The organism is Streptomyces longispororuber (genome assembly GCF_014656095.1).
Taxonomy (GTDB): domain Bacteria; phylum Actinomycetota; class Actinomycetes; order Streptomycetales; family Streptomycetaceae; genus Streptomyces; species Streptomyces longispororuber.
On the sequence record NZ_BNBT01000171.1, the window covers coordinates 1 to 17,675 of the forward strand.

Consider the following 17,675-nt stretch of genomic DNA (forward strand, 5'->3'; position numbering starts at 1 on the left):
GAGTGGACCGCATGGCCCACATGCGCCTTCCTCGCCCACAAACAGCGATACCAGGAGGCAGTCGCGGTGGGCGAGGAGTCTCTTGGCCTCTTCCGGAAACTCCGGCAGGAGAACCCCGACGACCACGCGCTCGCACACCGGTCCGTCCACGCGGCAGTCTCCATCGCCCAAAACCTGTGGGGCAACCCTGATCTCCAAGACAGGGCTATCGACCACGTATGGACCGAAACTGGCACAGGCCCAGCAGAAGCTCCTGGAACTGCAATCCTGACGAGGACCTCACCAACGGTGTCGTAGCAGGGACCTGATCCGGTCACCGCTCTCCAGCTCCCAAACTGGTCGAAGGCATCCCGCCCCGCGCGGCGCCCCGAAGCCCACCGGCTTCCCCTAGGTTCTGTATCTGCGGTCAGCGTCGGGCCCATATGAGGATGGCGGCGAGGTGCAGTGCGGCCTGGTAGGCGATGGCGAGCTTGTCGGTTCGGGTGGCCAGGCCGCGCCACTGCTTGAAGCGGTTGATGCACCGCTCGACGGTGTTGCGCTGCTTGTAGGCATCCGCGTCGAAGGTAGGTGGGCGTCCGCCTTGGGGGCCTCGCCGCAGACGGTGGCCGATCTGGTCGGATGGCTGCGGGATGACCGCGCGGATCTGCCGACGGCGCAGGTGGCCGCGGATGGCGTGCGATGAGTAGGCGCGGTCGGCCAGGACCATGGCCGGGGGGTTCGGGGCCGACCGGGGCCGCTTCTTGGCACGCGGATGCGGGCCATGACCGCCTCGAAGGCGGGCGCGTCACCGGCCTGGCCCGCTCTGACGGTCACAGCCAGGGGCCGTGCATGGCTGTCTGCGGCCAGGTGGGTCTTCGTGCTCAGCCCGCCCCGGGAACGTCCCCGTGCGTGATCGGTCGGCTCGCCTTCGGCCCCCTCTTGAGGGCTCCGGCGGCGTGCTGGTGGGCCCGCACAATGGTGGAGTCGAGCGACACGGTCCAGCCGATGTCGTCGACGGCATCGGCTGCCGCGAGTACGGCGGCGAGGATCTGTTCCCACGTGCCGTCAACGGCCCACCTGATCAGCCGTTTGTGAGCGGTCTGGAACGAGCCGAGCTCGTCGGGCAGGTTCCGCCTGGGCGAGTTGGTGCGGTACTTCCACGCGATGGCCTCGAGCGTACGGCGGTGGTCGGCCCACCGCCGTCCGCGGACCGGATCAGCCGGCATCAGCGGCTCGATCCGGTCCCACATCGCATCAGCGATCACTAATCGGACAGACACACCCGATCAACTGATGCGCCCACCAAAGAGACACGCTGTAGCGCACCCGGCCACGGCCGCCCCCTCTCGATCGAGAGGCTGCCGAACCGCACCCGCCCGCCGGGCCGCCGCCCGCGCACCGCCCGCCCCTGCCTCAAGGACCGCCGTCAGGAACGCTCCCCGGCGGACCGCCGCCCACGGCGGGCGGACCGTCGGCGGAGCCAGACCGGCAGGCCGTACCAGCACAGGGCGAACCACAGCATGACGCTGCCGACGAGCAGTTCGGCGAGGAGGCCCGGCACCACCACGTGCAGGAGCAGCAGCAGGGTGCCGCCGATGGTCAGCGCCAGCAGCACCATGCCGCAGACCATGAGGCGGCTCGCGATCGCGATGATGTCGTCCTTCATGCGCTGCCCGGACAGGAAGCGGTGCAGGGACACCGGCGCGATGAGCGCCCCGGTGCCGGAGGCCCCGAGGATGACGGTGGTGACGTAGACGACGTGGTCGAAGGTCTCCAGCGAGTGGAAGTACGGCGTGAACGCCACGCTGAGCAGGAAGCCGAAGAGGATCTGCACGCCGGTCTGTGCGACCCGCGTCTCCTGCAGGATCTCGTTCCATCTGCGGTTCACCCGCTCCTGCGGCGACTCCTGTGTCTCGTCGTCCGCGGACGGGACGGGCGCGGCGCAGGAGGGGCAGGTGTGCTGTGATGCGCGCGGCGTCGACTGTTCCGTCATGGTCATGGCAGCCTCCTCATCTGAGGTGGTTCGCATGCCCGCTCGTCGCGGATTTACGTCGTCGCACGTGAAAGCCGTGGTCCGGCCCACAGGAAGCCGCTGCGCGGCCCGCTGTCCGGCAGGTGTGAGAGGCGTCGACGCGGCGGGGGCGGCTGCCCGCAGCGCGTCGGGATCATGGGGTGCGGAAGCCCTGGAAGGTCACCGGCTTGCGGGTGTCGAACCCGAGCCGTTCGTAGAGGGCGATGGCTCCGGTGTTCGCCTCGGCCACGTGCAGGAAGGGCCGTTCGCCCCGGGCGAGGACACGGCTGACCAGGGCGCGCAGCAGGCGGGCGGCATGTCCCCGGCCGCGGGCCTCCGGGTCGGTGCACACGGCGCTGATCTCGGTCCAGCCCGGGGGCCGCAGCCGCTCGCCGGCCATGGCGACCAGGCGGCCGTCGACGCGGACACCGAGGTAGGTGCCGAGTTCGCGGGTGCGCTTCCCGAAGGGGCCGGGTTCGGCCCGCGCGACGAGGTCGAGCATCTGCGGCACGTCGTCCGGGCCGAGTTCCACCACCGCGGCACCGGCGTCCGGCTGCGGGTCGCCGGGCCGGTGCCCGTCGGGCCAGATCATCTGCCGCCCTTCGAGGACGAACACGGGCTCCCAACCGGGCGGCGGTGCGGCCGTGTTGCTGAACATGTCGGCGAAGCCGCCGCTGCCGAGCAGCCGCGCGAGGTCGGCCCAGTCCGCCGGGGCGGGCTCGGTCGGCAGCGCGCAGAAGGTCGACACGCCCGACTCGTAGGTGGCTGCCCGCCCGATCCGTCGGGCGAGGTGGGCGTGGCGTCCGAGCAGCGACTCGGCCACGGGGTTGTCGAGCACGGCGGCATCACGGTTCACGCGTGCGATCCTCGCATCCCGGTACGACTGAGCGGTCGCGGGGGTCGGCGGCGCGGCTCAGCCGTGTGTACGCCCCGGCCCCGCTCCCCCGGGCGGTGCGCGCACCGGGTGCCGCCCGTGGAGCGCCCGGTGCCCAGGGCGTGCGCCGCCGCCGGGTGGCCGGGCCTCGGCCCGCGGTCGTACGACGTCACTCGTACGAGGTGGGGCAGGCCGGTGTACGGGGGTGGGCGCTGGGCAAGGTCCAAGGGTCCGTCAAGGCCGAACGGCCCGTTCCAGGAGGACGCCAGTGCACCGCGGATCCGTTCCCCTCTACCGCGTCGACGACCTTCCGGCGCTCGACTTCGACCCGTTCCTGCGTGCCTCGGTGGACGCGCATCCGGTGCGCCGCATCCGGCTGCCGCACGGCGAGGGCGACTGCTGGCTGGTGACCCAGTACGAGCTGGTGCGCGCGGTGACGTCGGACCCCCGCTTCAGCCGGGACATCGTGGGCCGGCCGATCCCGAAGATGACCCGGCACTTCATCCCGCTGGACCGGGCCGTCAGCTTCGTCGACCCGCCGGAGCACGCCCGGGTCAGGTCGGTCGTCGCGCCCGCGTTCAGCCGTCCCGCCCTGGAGCGCCTGCGGTCCCGGGTGCGGGCCGTGCTCGACGCCCGCCTCGACCGGCTGGTCGGACAGGGGCCGCCGGCCGACCTCGTCCACCACGTCACCTCGCCCTTCCCGCTCGACGTGATCGGCCTGGTCCTCGGCATCCCGGAGGCCGACCGGCTCCAGGTGCGCGACTGGGCGACGACCCTCCTGACACGGGCGTCGGACGAGGCGGCGGCCCGGCGCGCCGAGGGAGTCAAGCAGGACGCCCGCGCCTACTTCCGGGAGCTGGCCGGGGCGCGGCGCGCCGACCCCGGTGACGACGTCATGACGCTGCTGGTCCGGGCCGTCGACCGGGGCACGATCGACGAGGAGGAGCTGCTGGCGCTCGCCACGCTGATCGGCCTCAACGGGTGGCACGCGGTGAGCAACAACACCGCCAACATGGTGTACGCGCTGCTGACGTCGGACGGCCTGTGGGAGCGGCTGTGCGCCGAGCCGGAGACGGTCCCGAGGGCGGTGACCGAGCTGTTCCGGTGGGTGCCCCACAAGCACGGCGTGGGGCAGCCCCGGGTCGCCACCGAGGACGTCGTCGTGGGCGGCGAGGTGATCCGCGAGGGCGAGTACGTGTACGTGTCGTACGTGGCCGCCAACTGGGACGCGCGCGTCTACCCGGACCCCGGGCGCATCGACTTCGACCGCCAGGGCCCGCCGCACCTCGCCTTCGGGCACGGGCCGCACTTCTGCGTCGGCCCGCTGCTGGCGCAGGTGGAGGCGGAGGTGCTGCTGGCCGGGCTCACCGAGCGGCTGCCGTCGCTGCGCCTCGCGGTGCCCGTGGCGGAGGTGCCGTGGCAGACGCGCGTGCTCATCCGCGGGCCGGAGGCACTCCCGGTGCGCTGGTGACCGACGCGCCGTGGCGCAGCGGCGTGAGCTGCTCGATGTCGTACCGGGCGCGCAGGGCGGCGACGGCCGCCTCGTCCGGGGGGCCGCCCGCCGCCAGGAGTTCCAGGAGTTCGTCGAAGTACCGCTCGTGGTCGGGCGGCGGCGACGACTGGAAGAACATCCTGGCCGGGGTGTCCGTGGGGTTGGCGAACGCGTGCGGGCAGCCCGGCGGTACGACGATGACCGTGCCCGGCGTCGCCCGCGCCACGCACCTGCCGGACGCCGACTCCCAGGTGCCCCAGCCGTCCGGCGTGCGGACGCGCGGCTCGAAGGCGAGCACGTCGAGCTCGCCCTCCAGGACGTAGAACAGCTCCTCGCTGCGGCGGTGCACATGGGCCCCGACGTCGAAGCCGGGCGGCACCACGACCTCGAAGCTGGACGCGGCGCGGGCGTGCGCGCCGGTCACCTTGAACGTCACCTGCTGGGCGGGCGTGACGACCGTACGGCCCCCGCCGGGGGGCACGACGAGGCCTTCGCGCGGGGGAAGCGCGGTCATCGGGTCTCCTGCTCGGGTGCGGAGGGCAGGGGCGGCCGGGCGACGCCGGGCGGCGCGGGAGTCGGCAGGGGCACGCGCGGGACGGCGCCCGCCGCGCCCCGGGCGTCCTGGGCGTGTTGCGCGTCTTGCGCTTCTTTCACTTCTTGCGCGTCCGAGGTGCCTGGGGTGCCGCCCTCGGTCCAGCGGCCGAGGGTCATCTCGGCCGTGATGCCGGGGCCGAACCCCGCGATGAGCCCGCGCGCCCGCTCGGTCGCGCCGCCCGCGTCGAAGAAGCGGCGTACCGCGTCCAGGACGGCGGCGCTGGCGATGTTGCCGTACTCGGTGAGCGTGGCGCGGCTGAAGCGGAACTTGCCCGGCGGCACCCCGAGGAAGCGGCACAGGTCGTCGAGGATGCGCGGTCCGCCCGCGTGGACGATGAGGAAGTCGAGGGCGCCCGCCTCCCAGCCGTGCCCGTCGGTCAGGTCGCGCAGGGCAGGGGCGACGAACTCCATCGTGCCGGGCACGCGCCGGTCGAGCAGGAAGTGGAAGCCGGTGGCGCGGACGTCGTAGGCGATCCAGCCCTCGGTGTCCGGAACGAGGTAGGAGCCGTTGCGCTCCAGGCGGATGCCGTGCCCGCCCGTGCCGCGCACGACCGCGGCGGCCACGCCGTCGCCGAACAGGCCGTTGGAGAGCAGGGAGCCGACCTCCAGGTCCGTCGGCTGGTAGCACAGGGAGCAGAACTCGCAGGCCACGACGAGCGCGTTGCGGTCCGGGTACGCCGCGCAGAAGTCGTGCGCCCGGTTGACGGCCGCGGCACCGGCGGCGCAGCCGAGCTGGGCGATGGGCAACTGTCGCGTGGTGGGCCTGAACCCCATGGTGTTGATCAGCCACGCCGTCAGCGACGGCATTATGAAGCCGGTGCAGGAGACGTACACGAGCAGGTCGATGTCGTCGGGGGCCAGTCCGCCGTGGTCGAGCGCCTCCCCCACGACGCGCGGTACGCGGGCCTTCGCCTCGGACTCGTAGACCTTGTTGCGCACCGCGAACCCGGGGTGTTCCAGCGTCTCGGCCAGGGGCCGCACCAGGCGGCGGGTGCGGACGCCGGTGTTCTCGATGAGCCGCAGGGCGAGCGGCAGCCGCGGGTGGTCCGCGTGGCGCGTCCGGGCCAGGGCGAGGGTCTCCTCCAGGGTGATCACATGGTCCGGAACGGACACCGCGGGCTTGCACAAGATGGCCATGACGCGCCTTCCGCTCAACACGCCCGGACCGCAGAGTGCCGGGCGGGCGCTTGCGACCACGCCCGGCATGCCCAACGACCGGACCGACACACAGGAACCGCCTGTTTCCGGACATGTCGTGTACGCCATGCCATGAGGGCCGTCCCGTCCCTGCCGACCGCCGTGACACGCCGTGTGGACTGCGGCCCCGCGCCCCTCCCCCGGCCCGGGAGGCGCCAGGCCCCACCTTGGGGTGAACTGGTGTAGATGCGCACAAAACGACGTGGCCTGACGCGAGCCGTGCGGCGGTCCGGGGCTCCGCGGCAGGTCGGAGCCGGTCCGAGGACGAGTCACGGGCTCGGCCTCGTGCCACGTCAGCCCGGTGGACCACGCCAGGGGGCCGATCATGGATGAGCGAAGCGATGTGACCGTGGGGGTGCTGGGCTCCTACGGGGGGCGGAACGTGGGCGACGAGGCGATCCTCACGGCCCTCCTCGACCGCGTCCGGGCGGAGCGCCCGGACGTGCGCGTCCTGCTGTTCTCCCGGGACCCCGAGCACAGCCGCCGCGCCCATCCGGACGTCGAGGTGACCGGCTGGGAGGGCGTGTGCCGGGAGCGGATCTCGGAGCACCTGCGCCGCCTCACCCTGCTCGTGCTCGGCGGCGGCGGGATCCTCTACGACACCGAGGCACGCCGCTACCTGCGGCTGGCCCGGACCGCCCAGGACCTCGGCGTGCCCGTGTTCACCTACGCCGTCGGCGCCGGCCCGCTCACCGACGAGGCGGACTGCGCGTGGGTGCGTACGACGCTCTCCGACGCGGTCGAGGTGACGGTGCGCGACGAGGAGTCGAAGCTGGTCCTGGAGGAGGCCGGGCTGACCCGGCCGGTCACGGTCACGGCCGATCCGGCGCTGCTCCTCGAGCCCGGTGACGGCGGCGGGGAGCTGCTGCGGGCCGAGGCGGTGCCGCGGGGGGCGAGGCTGGTGGGGATGAGCGTGCGGGAGCCCGGCCGCGCCGCCGAGCACCTCGACGAGGAGGGTTACCACCAACTCCTCGCCGACGTGGGCGACTTCCTCGTCCACCGCCTGGACGCGCACGTCGTCTTCGTACCGATGGAGCGCGACGACATCCGGCACGCGCACGCGGTGGTCTCCCGCATGGCGGACGCCGACCGCTGCACGGTGCTGCACGGCGCCTACCGTCCGCAGCAGGTCCTCGACATCGTCGCGCGGCTCGACCTGGCCATCGGCATGCGGCTGCACTTCCTGGTCTTCGCCGCGCTCGCGGGCGTCCCGCTGCTGCCGCTGCCCTACGCGGGCAAGGTCTTCGACTTCGCCCAGCAGGTCGGCGCCCCCGCGCTGCGCGGCGTGGTCCGGGAGAACACGGGCCTGCTCCTCGCGGAGGTGGACCGCCTGTGGGACGAGCGGCCCGCGCGGGCGCTGCGCACGTCCGCCCGGCTGACGTCGATGCGGCTGCGGGCGGCGCGGACCGCGGACCGCCTCCTCGCCTGCCTCGACGGCACCGCGCCCCGTCCCCTCGTCGACCGTGACCGCGCCGCGTCGACCGTCACCCCCGCGCCCGGCTGACCCCGCCGGCGCGGCTCTCCCCGGGAGGAACCGTGTCCCATCTGCTGCCACCCCGCGTCCCCCGCAGCGTGGAGCTGCCCCCGCGCCGGGCACTGCACGCGGGGACCACCCAGGTGCTGGTGGTCGGCGGCGGCCCGGCCGGCATCGGGGCGGCCCTCGGCGCCGCGAACGCGGGGGCCGAGGTGGCCCTCGTCGAGCGGTACGGGTTCCTCGGCGGCAACGCCACCGCCGCGCTGGTCATGCCCTTGATGAGCTTCCACAACGAGGTCAAGCAGGCCGTCGCCGGTGACGCCGCGCGCCTGCTGCCGCCCGACCACGGCGAGGGCGAGCCGGTCGTCGGCGGCGTGCTGTGGGTGCTGCTCGACCACCTGGTGCGCGCGGGGGCGGCGATCCGCCCCTCGCTCGACACCGGCTACACGGTGCCGTTCGACGCCGAGCTGTTCAAGCTGGTGGTGTACGAGCTGCTCGAGACCCACGAGGTGCGCACGCTGCTGCACGCCTTCGCCTCCGGGGTCGTCGCCCTGCCCGACCGCGCGCGGGCGGTGTTCGAGACCAAGTCGGGGCCCGTCGTCATCGACGCGGACGTGATCGTGGACTGCACCGGGGACGGCGACATCGCCGCGGCGGCCGGGGCCGCGTACGACATCGGGCGGCCGGAGGACGGCTGGACGCAGCCCATGACGCTGATGTTCCGCATGGTCCGCTTCGACCACGAGGAGTTCGCCGCCTACGCCCGCGCCCACCCGGACCAGTGGAAGGGCGTGCACGGCCTGTGGGACCTGATCCGCGCCGCCACCGACGCCGGTGAACTGGACCTGCCGCGCGAGGACATGCTCTTCTTCGCCACCCCGAACGACGGTGAGGTCGCGGTCAACTCCACCCGTGTCACCGAGGTGCTCGGCACCAGTGTCTGGGACCTCACCCGCGCCGAGTTCGCCGCCCACCGCCAGATGGCGCAGATCGCGCGCTTCCTGCGCGAGCGCGTGCCGGGTTTCGCCGACTCGTACGCGGTGCAGAGCGGGGTGCAGGTCGGGGTCCGGGAGACGCGCCGGATCACGGGCGAGTACCTGTTGACGGGCGAGGACGTGCTGACGGCCCGCACGTTCGACGACGCCGTCGCCCGCGGCGCCTACCCGGTGGACATCCACAACCCGAGCGGGCGCGGCACCACGCTCAAGCGGCTGCCGCGCGGCGAGTCCTACGACATCCCCCTGCGCTGTCTCCTCCCCCGCGGCGTGGACCGGGTCCTGGTCGCGGGCCGGTGCATCTCCGGCGACCACGTGGCGCACTCGTCCTACCGGGTCATGCCGATCTCGATGGCCACCGGGCAGGCCGCGGGCGTCTGCGCGGCGCTCGCCGCGACCCGGGGCAGGCGCCCCCGCGACATCCCGGCGGGCGCGGTCCAGCGGGAGCTGCGCGCGCAGGGCGCCAGCCTCCGGTGAGGCCGGCCGGCCCCCATTCCCCGCGGGCTCCGGGCCCGCTTCGCGCGGGCGGTCACCGTCCGGGGCCCGCACGAGCCGCTCATGCCCGCGCTGCGCCGCGAGGTCCAGGCTCTGGTGCGGCACTGCACGTCCGCAATCCAGTCGACGGGTTTCACCCCCCGCCGCCCGTACGGCGACGCGGATGCCCGAGGGGCTGACGTTCGAGGAGGCGACCCGCTACCCCTCCGTGGTGGAGACGGCGCTGCGCGTCCTCCGCGAGGTCGGCGTCCGCCCCGGGCAGACGCTCTTGGTCAGCGGCGCCTCGGGCGGGGTCGGCTCGGCGGTGCTGCAGATCGCCCGTGAGCGCGGCGTCACCGTGATGGGTACGGCCGGGGCCGCGAACCAGGACTGCCTGCGCCGCCTGGGCGCCCTCGCCACAACGTACGGTGAGGGCTGGGCCGAGCGGGTGCGGCGCCTCGGCCGGGTGGACGCGGCGCTCGACATGGCCGGCGCGGGCGTGCTCCGCGACCTCGTCGAGCTGACCGGGGACCCGTGCAAGGTGTTCTCCATAGCGGACCTCGGCGCGCCCGACCACGGCGTCCGCTTCTCCTTCTTCGGCGCGGCCGGAAGCATGCCCGACGCCCTGGCCGAGGCCACCGACCTCGTCACCCGGGGAAAGCTCCACATCCCGGTCGAGCAGTCGTACCCCTCGCGGAGGTCCCGGCGGCCCACGTCGACAGCCGGGCGGGGCATGCGCGGGGGCGGCGGGTGATCGTGGTGTGAGCTGTCGCCCGCGCGTACGGGTCGACGCCGTCTGGGACGCCCAGACATGTCGCAGACACTTGGGCCCACGGAGGACGACCCACCATGACGGTGCGCGCGGAGACATAAACGGCTCCCCACGAAGCGGCAAGGTGTAAGGTGCCCGGGACCATGAGGTCCCGGGCACGGTGGGGTGTGAGCGGTGTCAGATCACCGCAGCCAGTGACCGTAGCACTGGGCGTTGCGGACCCACCGGTGGGAGCTGATGGCGTCGTTGGCAGAGACCCCGTTGTGGAAGCGGTCGTCGTTCAGGTTGCTGGCATAGGACTCACTGCGGGCGAGGCAGGCGTAGCCACCGCCCCAGTCGGTGCCGGTGCCGTTGTAGACCGCGACTGCCATACCGCTGGTGCCCTTGTTCAGGACAGCGCTGGCCTGGTTGGTGTCACCGCCGCGGAAGGGGCCGGAGTTGTTCCCCCAGTCGGAGTCCCAGCTTCCCGTCGAGCCCAAGTAGCCACGGCAGTTGGAGTGCGGGTAGGCGGCCATGTTGCCGGGAGCAGTGTGCGACCAGGCGGCACGGCAGCTAGTGTCCAGAGCCTCTCGGCTCGGGGCCGCCTGTGCGGCGGCCGCCGGTACGGCCGCCCCGAGGCCCGCGAGGGCGAGGGCTGCCAGGAGGACAGGCATCTTGCGCTTCATGGGTAGGTCCCTTTCTTGTGGTTTTCTTCAGGTGAACTCAGTGGTCGCGCTGGACGGTGGCTGCGTGGGCCCATGACGGCTTTGGCATGGGCGAGAGCGGTGAGGTTCATGCGCCGGTAGGACGTGATGTCGGCGCGATACGGCGCGAGCTTCTCTCTCCGGTACTCGCGGTCGAGGCTGCGTGCCGTGCGGAACAACGGAGTAGAACGAGCGCAGGTGGCCTCCGCGACAGCGAGTTCCACCTCCAGGGCCCGCGCGGCAGCTCGGCCGGTATCACGGGTGAGGCGGGGCAGGGCGGCACGGATCGCCAAAGGGGTGTCGTACGGATGCCCTGCTTTGTTCATGCAGCGCGCCCAGGCACCGACCGCGCGCTTGAAGCGGGTGTCCTGCACAAGGACGGGCACATAGACGGCGCTCAGGTTCCGAGCGATCTTTTGGGCGCGGAACCAGGCCGGAAAGTCGCCGTAGAGCCGATCCGCGACCGTCGCGCGGCAACCGCCGGTCGTGGTACGGACAGTGCCGCCGCCCGGCAGGTCCACGCTCATCAAACCGTCGTCCGGGCTGCCGTCGAGCGCCGTGTTGTACCGAACCAGCTCGGGTTGGGTCAGCGCCCGAGCGTAGGCGGTGTTCCGGTCGGCGCGCCGAGCCCGCTCGGCCTGGACGTCGAACTCTCTCTCGTAGCCGTACTTCCGCGCCCAAGCGACGTCGTGCTGCACATATCCGCCACCCTGTCGCTCTTCTGCACTGTCGACCCGCGCGGGCCAGTAACGAAAGCCCTTACTCTCCATACATGACTCGATGAGTTGTTCCTCGGCACGCTCGACAAACGCTTGTTCCATGGGGGTGAGCTCCCGAAGCCGCCGGCTGTTGTCCTGCTCCGGAGAGCCGCAGCCCGTGAGGGCGGTCGCGGCAAGTACCGCTCCCACTGCTGCCGCGTGTGCGGCGTAGACCCGAACGGGCATCGAACGCCTCCGTAGGTCGTGAGTCTGCTGTGTACATGCAACCGGCGTTCAGGGGCACCGTGTTGCCCAGGTGGATTCCAGCGGTCCTCCCGTTGTCGGGCGACTCGGCCCTCACTGCCGTGCAGGGCCTGGCTGTCCGTCAGACAAGAGGCCCGGAGCGATTTCGAGAGCGCCGATGGACACCGGCGTGGTGACAGAACCGTGTCCTGGGTTGCGGCCCTCTCGTACGGTCATGCGCGGCTCACCGGCTGTCGCGCATACTCAGCTTCTATGCCGTCGGGGGTGTGACACGACGTGATTCGGCCTGGCCCGAACAACGACATTTCCGGATGATCAGCGGGGGTATGCACTCTGCGACACAGGAGAGAACATGGCCTATCGCATCCACTTCACTGTCGAGGACCTCACTCGCACCCGCGTGGCCAGCGCTCCAGGGCCGCTGCTGGAGTTGGACCTGGCCCTGCGGGTCCTGCGGCGGCGCAACCAGCCGGTGCGCTTCGGAGCCTGGCGGCGGGAGGTGTCCATGCACCTGCCACGGAGCGCCGGAACGGTGCTGGACCTGGTGTCCTTCATGAATTGGTCACCGACCTGTCTACTGCCGGCCGATCCTGGTGAGCCGCAAGAACTTCTTGAACGCAAGCAAGCCGGCACGGAACGCCTCCTTGCACAGGAGATGGCGGCCATCGTCGAGCGTCGAGGACTGCGTCTGCCCGGCTGGATAGCCAGAATCTGCCAGGAGCCCGAACTCCTCCGGAGTCTGTACCGAGGTGTGGGTGAGGTGCACGACCGGGTTTTGGCTCCGTACTGGCGCCAGGTGACCGACGTCGTCGCGGCCGACAGAGCCTTACGGATGAGGGCACTGCTCGACGGCGGCGTGGAGCGGTTGCTGTCGGAGCTCAGTCCGCGCCATATCCGGTGGGACCCACCACGGCTCTCGCTCATCGTGACCAACGGATACGACGGCGAACTACATCTGCGAGGGCGCGGCCTGCTGCTCGTACCGACGTTGTTCGGAGCAGAGGCGCCGGTCATCAACCCCTATGCAGAACCACAACCCATCCTGGCCTACCCCGCCTCTCCAGGCGACAGCGACGGGGCCCCAGCCGCTGCCGTCACCTGGCAGAGCAACGCGGGCGCACCCAAGTCACTGTCCCAACTGCTCGGCCGTACCCGAGCCGCCGTTCTGTCAGTGATCGCTGACCATCCCGGCGTCACCACCCGTGAACTGGCCAGTCGCACAGGTGTGGCCCCGGCCAGCGCGAGCGAGCACGCCACCGTCCTGCGCCAGGCAGGACTGATCACCTCGGCCCGTCGACGCAACACCGTGCTGCACTCGCTCACCGCCGCCGGAGTCTCCTTGCTCGAGGCACCGAACAAGACCAATGCAGGATCTAGATCCGCGAACCGTCCCTGACGAAGACCAGGGCATCGTGGTCCGCCAAGTGGGCCGGGTCGAGGGGGGCGTAGCCGAACCAGGGGGACTCGCGGGGCCTGGGTGGGGTGGTGGTGAGGGTGGTGGCCAGGCGGGGGGCGTCGATGACGCAGGGGGTCTGCGGGAGGGCGTACAGGCGGCCTTCGACGGTGTCCGGCGGGGGTGTGTCCACGCCCTGGTGGCGGAGCGTGCCGAGGGCCGTGGCCACGAAGGCGTACCGCTCGCCGAGCCGGGCGCTCACCAGCGCGCCGGCGCTCCACCAGCGCACCGGCGCCCCGCCCATGCGCATCGCGCTCATCGTCCGCTGGAAGTGGGCGTTGTGCCCGTGGACGAGGGCCGGGCCCCGGTCGGCGAGGGCGAGGAGGTTGTGAGCCATCATCTGGTCCCGCGCGGCCACCAGCCGCCGCATGCGGGACGGTGAGGTGTCGGCCATGCAGTGGTGGTAGCGCAGCAGGCCGGTCGCGGTGCGCCCGTACAGGTGCGCCCGGTCCAGGTCGTCCGGCGTGGACACCGTGCGCAGGTGCGGCGTCTGCTGGTCGAGCAGCGCCACCAGGTCGTCGGCGAGCAGCCGCAGCCGCCCGGCCTCGGCCGAGCGTCCCACGGACCGGGACGGGTCCGTCATCGCGGCGGGGTCGGTCCACCGGTCGTCGTCGCCGAGCAGGCCGTCGAGGGTGTCGGCGGCGCACGGGAGCAGGTCCGCATCCACCCGAGTTGCCAGGAAGTCGTGGAGCGCGGTGAGGGGGCGCCGGGGGCTGTCGGCGTGGGTGATCTCCAGCGGGCCGTCGAAGCCGGCGAAGCGGACCCGCTCGGACGGCGGCCGGCCGTGGTTGTGGGCGCGCATCCAGCGCACGAGCTCGCGGTTGCCCGCGTATTCGCCCCAGCCGTGACTGATCCCCCGCTCCACGGCGTCGTCCAGGGTGCCCGTACCCGAGGTGACGTAGTCGTCCACGGCCAAACCCCTCAGGCAGTCGCTCTCGATCGCGACGGTCCGGAAGCCCTCCTGCTCCACGAGCTGCCGGAAGAGCTCGTTGCGCAGCTCCAGCAGGGCCTCCGCGCCGTGGGTGGGCTCGCCCAGGGCGAGCAGCCGGGGCCGGGACGGGAGCAGCCCCATGACCGCGGCGGCGTCGGCGGCGTGGACGGTGTCCGTGATGTCGGTAGCCATGCCTTCAACGCTATCGTTGAACTTTTGATGGAGACTTGGGCGCGATAGCGTGCGCGACGTGCCCAGAAAGCTTCAAAGCCGAGACCGGCTGCGGCCCGTCGACCTGGCGCGTGCGCACGGGCTGTCCACGCAGGCGGTGCGGAACTACGAGGAGGCCGGCATCCTCCCGGCTGCCGCTCGCACGCCCCACGGCTACCGCGTCTACACCCCGCTGCACGGGGCGGCCTTGCGCGCGTTCGTCGCCCTGGTGCCCGGCCACGGCCACCGGTGTGCGGCGTCGGTCATGCGGGCGGTGAACCGGGGCGCGGCCGACGAGGCGTTCCGCCTCGTCGACGAGAGCCACGCCCAGCTCCTCGACGACCGGCGCACCCTGCGGGCCGTGGAGAGTGCCTTCCGCGATCTGGAGCCGGGTACGGTGCGCGCGTCCGGCAGGGCACACGCTTCCGCTGCCAGGGACCGGTTCGGTGGCGGGGTGGTCGCGGAGCCCGGGCCCGGCGGCACGTTCATCGGGCCGCTCGCGGACGCGCTGGGCGTGCGGCCCGCGACGCTGCGCAAGTGGGAGCGCGCCGGTCTGGTGTGCCCGCGCCGCGATCCCCGGACCGGGTACCGCCTCTACGAGGAGGCCGACGTACGGGACGCCCGGCTGGTCCACCAGCTCAGGCGGGGCGGCTATCTGCTGGAGCAGATCGCCCCGCTCGTCGCCCAGGTGCGGGCGGCCGGCGGACTGGAACCCCTGCAGGGCGCGCTGAGCGACTGGCACGGCCGGCTGGCCGCCCGGGGGCGGGCGATGCTGACCGGGGCGGCCGAGCTGGAGGCGTACCTCCGCCTGCGGGAGACGCCACCCGGGCCGTGAGCCGGGCGGGTCGGCCGGTGGGCGCCGCCTGCCGGGCATCGACGGAGCCGGCGGCGAGGGAGTCGCCGCCGGCCCGGTCAAGGGGAAGGTGCTGTCGAGGAGGGCTTCGTGGGCATACGCGCCCGGGGTCGGGGCGTGCCACCTCCGTGGTGGTGGGAGTGACACGCCCCGTGGCACGCGGGGCGGATCACCTCCTCGGCAGGCGGGGCAGATCACCTCCGTACCGGGCGGGGCGCATCACCTCCGTACCAGCGGGGGTCTAGTCGATGCGGACAGGGTGCTCGGTGCCCGCGGGCCCGTAGCCGCACATGGAGGGCGCCATGACGTGCTGCGGGTTGGTCCAGCCCGCGCACTGGTAGCCGGAGTGGCCGTACCAGTCGTGGCCGAACTCGTGCGCGGCCAGCAGGGCCTGGTCGCGGACGCCGCCCATGTAGAGCGCGATGCGCTGGCCGCGGCCCCAGTTGCAGCCGACGATCCGGCCGCCTCCGCCGCAGTCGGTGATGTAGGTGTTCCTGCACTCGACCGGGGTGCCCCTGTTCGGGGTCTCGTCCAGGTTGGCCCAGGCGGCCGCGCCCCGGGCGATGGTCGCGGCGTACGACCGACAGGACGCCGTGAGGTAGTAGCTGCGGTCGGAGGGCACCGGCCAGCCGCCCGGTGGGGGTTCGAAGGCCTCGGGGCCCGCTGCCGCGAGCGCCGAGAGCTCCTCCGCCGTGATGCCGTGGCCCTCCGCCGTGACGTCGGCCGCGGCGGGCCGGTCCAGGGGTGTGGGCGCGGCTTGGGCCCCGGATCCGAGCAATCCGACGGCCACGGTCACCACGACGGCGACGAGGCATCTCAGGAGCAGGTTTCCGCGCATGCTTCTCCTCCTGTTGTGGGGGTGCCGGCTGTTGTGGGGGGTGCCGGCGCGAACCCCGTCGAACGCCGCGCCCTTTGGTACGGGCCAACTGCGCCGTCCGGTACCACAGTTCACGCACCGGCGCGGTGAGAACAATCCGGGTATCGGTAGGTAGGGGTACGCAGAAAAAGGGGGCGGGGGTGGCGGGGCGGCACGGCACGCCGCGGCTGCGGGCGCCGCTCCTCCTCGATTATTGGTCCAGACCTTGACTTGATTGGTCCATGCCAATAGCGTCCGTGCTGTCGCCTGCCCCATCGGCTCCCGATCGGTTCCCGCCGCGTCAGCGGCTCGCGCGTCAGCACGTCACGCGCGCGTGCCTCTCGCGTCAGCGGCTTCGCGCGGACCGACGGCGCGGGCGCCTGTGCGACGGACGGCGAGCTCGTACGTACGCGTCGTCCGGCCCCCCATCCGGACCCGACACTCGAGGGAGTCCCCTTGAGATCCCCCACCGGCAGACGCTTCGTCAGGCGAGCCGCGACGGCGCTCGTCTCCCTGGCCGTCCCCTTCGCCGCCCTCACCGCCCCGGCGCAGGCGGCCGACCCGACCCCGACCGCCGCCCCGGCGAAGCGCGCACCCGGCTTCGTCCAGGCCGCGCCCTACCTCTACCTCGGCTGGGGCAACCCGCCCAGCGCCACCGAGGTCATGCGGGCCTCCGGCATCAAGTGGTTCACCATGGCGTTCATCCTCGCCCGCAACGGCTGCAACCCCGCCTGGGACAGCCAGCGCCCCCTCACCGGCGGCGTCGACGAGACCACCATCAAATCGATCCGCGCGGCGGGAGGCGACGTCGTCCCCTCGATCGGCGGCTGGAGCGGCAACAAGCTCGGCCCCAACTGCGCCACCCCGCAGGCCTTGGCGGGCGCGTACCAGAAGGTCATCGACGCCTACCGGCTCAAGGCGATCGACGTCGACATCGAGAACACCGACGAATTCGAGAGCCCCGCCGTCCAGGACCGCGTCCTCGGCGCCCTGAAGATCGTCAAGCAGAACAACCCGGGCCTCAGGACCATCCTCACCTTCCCGACCCTCAACACCGGTCCCAACTCCTGGGGCAACCGCCTCATCGAGCGCTCCAAGGCGCTCGACGCGAACATCGACAACTTCACGATCATGCCGTTCAACTTCGGCGGCCACGCCGACATGTACGGCCACACCGTCCGCGCGACCGAGGGCCTGAAGGCCAAGCTCAAGGCCGTCTACGGGTGGTCCGACGCCGAGGCCTACGCCCACATCGGCATCTCGGGCATGAACGGCTCCAGCGACACGGGCGAGAACACCACGCCGCAGATCTGGACGCAGATCCGCGACTGGGCCAACGCCCACCACATCGGCCGGTTGTCCTTCTGGGCGGTCAACCGCGACCGGCCCGCCTGGCAGTTCACCTCCATCACCGCCGGTTTCACCGGCTGACCGCGCGGGGTGCCCGCCGCCCACCCGGCGGGCGCCCCGGCTCACCGTCCGACCCGTCCCCCTGAGGAAAGCAGCGGCGGCGCTCCCCTTCCGCTCCGGGAGCGCCGCCGCCTCGTCACGGCGTGGCCGCGAGCCCGTGCCCGCCGACCTCGGCCCGTGAGCCGACGTGGAGCTTGCGCAGCACCTTGGCGACGTGCTGCTCGACGGTGCGCGGGGAGAGGAACAGCACCTCGGCGATCTCCCGGTTGGTGTGGCCGAGCGCCACGAGGCGGGCCACCTCGCTCTCCCTCGGGGACAGCCGGTCGCCGTAGCCGCGGCGGCCGCGCCGGGAGGGCAGCGGGACGTTGTGGCCGCGCAGCACCCGGCGGCACCGGGCCGCGTCGCGCGTGGCGCCGAGCTCGGTGAACCGCTCGGCCGCCGCGGCCAGTTCCGCC

Annotated in this window: 15 protein-coding genes and 4 pseudogenes; 9 read left to right on the forward strand and 10 right to left on the reverse strand. The window is 72.5% G+C overall.

The window, feature by feature from the left end; translation table 11 throughout:
- Positions 1-297: hypothetical protein (locus IE330_RS39370; protein WP_229926108.1), on the forward strand; the 297-nt coding region annotated here is incomplete at its 5' end.
- 109 nt (positions 298-406) lie between these two features.
- Here IE330_RS39370 and IE330_RS33365 read toward each other — a convergent pair.
- From IE330_RS33365 to IE330_RS33375, 3 genes and pseudogenes are all read right to left on the reverse strand, one after another.
- A pseudogene (locus tag IE330_RS33365) lies at positions 407-1,259 on the reverse strand (IS5 family transposase).
- 146 nt (positions 1,260-1,405) lie between these two features.
- The gene (locus IE330_RS33370; protein ID WP_190139922.1) at positions 1,406-1,978 is read right to left on the reverse strand and encodes a DUF6328 family protein; all 573 of its coding nucleotides are present in this window, start codon (positions 1,976-1,978) and stop codon (positions 1,406-1,408) included.
- 166 nt (positions 1,979-2,144) lie between these two features.
- Entirely contained in the window at positions 2,145-2,846 is a 702-nt protein-coding gene (locus tag IE330_RS33375) for a GNAT family N-acetyltransferase (protein WP_190139923.1), read from the reverse strand.
- Positions 2,847-3,132: 286 nt separating this feature from the next.
- Between IE330_RS33375 and IE330_RS33380 the strand changes: the two genes are divergently transcribed.
- Positions 3,133-4,335, forward strand: a complete 1,203-nt coding sequence (locus tag IE330_RS33380; protein WP_190139924.1) for a cytochrome P450 — start codon at positions 3,133-3,135, stop codon at positions 4,333-4,335.
- On the opposite strand, the gene IE330_RS33385 is transcribed toward IE330_RS33380, so the two are convergent.
- Together IE330_RS33385 and IE330_RS33390 are read right to left on the reverse strand one after the other, a co-directional pair.
- Positions 4,298-4,870 carry a cupin domain-containing protein gene (locus IE330_RS33385; RefSeq protein WP_190139925.1) on the reverse strand — a complete coding sequence of 191 codons (573 nt, stop codon included), beginning with the start codon at positions 4,868-4,870 and terminating at the stop codon, positions 4,298-4,300. The two genes, IE330_RS33380 and IE330_RS33385, sit on opposite strands and share 38 nt — an antisense overlap.
- Positions 4,867-6,087 (reverse strand): type III polyketide synthase, encoded by a 1,221-nt coding sequence (locus tag IE330_RS33390; RefSeq protein ID WP_190139926.1) that lies wholly within the window; start codon positions 6,085-6,087, stop codon positions 4,867-4,869. The genes IE330_RS33385 and IE330_RS33390 overlap by 4 nt, the downstream gene beginning before the upstream one ends.
- 385 nt (positions 6,088-6,472) lie before the next feature.
- Here IE330_RS33390 and IE330_RS33395 point away from each other — a divergent pair, with 385 nt between their 5' ends.
- From IE330_RS33395 to IE330_RS33405, 4 genes and pseudogenes are all read left to right on the forward strand, one after another.
- Positions 6,473-7,651 carry a polysaccharide pyruvyl transferase family protein gene (locus IE330_RS33395; RefSeq protein WP_190139927.1) on the forward strand — a complete coding sequence of 393 codons (1,179 nt, stop codon included), beginning with the start codon at positions 6,473-6,475 and terminating at the stop codon, positions 7,649-7,651.
- A gap of 32 nt (positions 7,652-7,683) precedes the next feature.
- A complete protein-coding gene (locus tag IE330_RS33400) occupies positions 7,684-9,093 on the forward strand; it encodes an FAD-dependent oxidoreductase (protein ID WP_190139928.1) in 1,410 nt (469 codons plus the stop codon).
- A 36-nt stretch (positions 9,094-9,129) separates the two neighbouring features.
- Positions 9,130-9,225, forward strand: a pseudogene (locus IE330_RS39375) (TetR/AcrR family transcriptional regulator); the annotation flags it as partial.
- Between the two features lie 46 nt (positions 9,226-9,271).
- A pseudogene (locus IE330_RS33405) lies at positions 9,272-9,855 on the forward strand (zinc-binding dehydrogenase); the annotation flags it as partial.
- Positions 9,856-10,044: 189 nt separating this feature from the next.
- On the opposite strand, the gene IE330_RS33410 reads toward IE330_RS33405, so the two are convergent.
- A complete protein-coding gene (locus IE330_RS33410; RefSeq protein WP_190139929.1) occupies positions 10,045-10,527 on the reverse strand; it encodes a hypothetical protein in 483 nt (160 codons plus the stop codon).
- A complete protein-coding gene (locus IE330_RS33415; protein ID WP_190139930.1) occupies positions 10,524-11,366 on the reverse strand; it encodes a hypothetical protein in 843 nt (280 codons plus the stop codon). The genes IE330_RS33410 and IE330_RS33415 overlap by 4 nt, the downstream gene beginning before the upstream one ends.
- A gap of 493 nt (positions 11,367-11,859) precedes the next feature.
- Between IE330_RS33415 and IE330_RS33420 the strand changes: the two genes are divergently transcribed.
- Entirely contained in the window at positions 11,860-12,903 is a 1,044-nt protein-coding gene (locus tag IE330_RS33420; RefSeq protein WP_190139931.1) for a winged helix-turn-helix domain-containing protein, read from the forward strand.
- On the opposite strand, the gene IE330_RS33425 is transcribed toward IE330_RS33420, so the two are convergent.
- Complete coding sequence (locus tag IE330_RS33425; protein WP_190139932.1) at positions 12,881-14,083, reverse strand: erythromycin esterase family protein; 1,203 nt, start codon at positions 14,081-14,083, stop codon at positions 12,881-12,883. The two genes, IE330_RS33420 and IE330_RS33425, sit on opposite strands and share 23 nt — an antisense overlap.
- A gap of 58 nt (positions 14,084-14,141) precedes the next feature.
- Between IE330_RS33425 and IE330_RS33430 the strand changes: the two genes are divergently transcribed.
- Positions 14,142-14,936: a TioE family transcriptional regulator gene (locus IE330_RS33430; RefSeq protein WP_190139933.1), complete on the forward strand. Its 795-nt coding sequence runs from the start codon at positions 14,142-14,144 to the stop codon at positions 14,934-14,936.
- 259 nt (positions 14,937-15,195) lie between these two features.
- Here IE330_RS33430 and IE330_RS33435 read toward each other — a convergent pair whose 3' ends face one another.
- A complete protein-coding gene (locus tag IE330_RS33435) occupies positions 15,196-15,792 on the reverse strand; it encodes a hypothetical protein (protein ID WP_190139934.1) in 597 nt (198 codons plus the stop codon).
- A 612-nt stretch (positions 15,793-16,404) separates the two neighbouring features.
- Here IE330_RS33435 and IE330_RS33440 point away from each other — a divergent pair.
- Positions 16,405-17,241: pseudogene (locus IE330_RS33440) on the forward strand (chitinase); the annotation flags it as partial.
- 115 nt (positions 17,242-17,356) lie between these two features.
- Here IE330_RS33440 and IE330_RS33445 read toward each other — a convergent pair.
- A partial coding sequence (locus tag IE330_RS33445; RefSeq protein ID WP_190139935.1) for a response regulator transcription factor occupies positions 17,357-17,675 on the reverse strand: 319 nt, incomplete at its 5' end.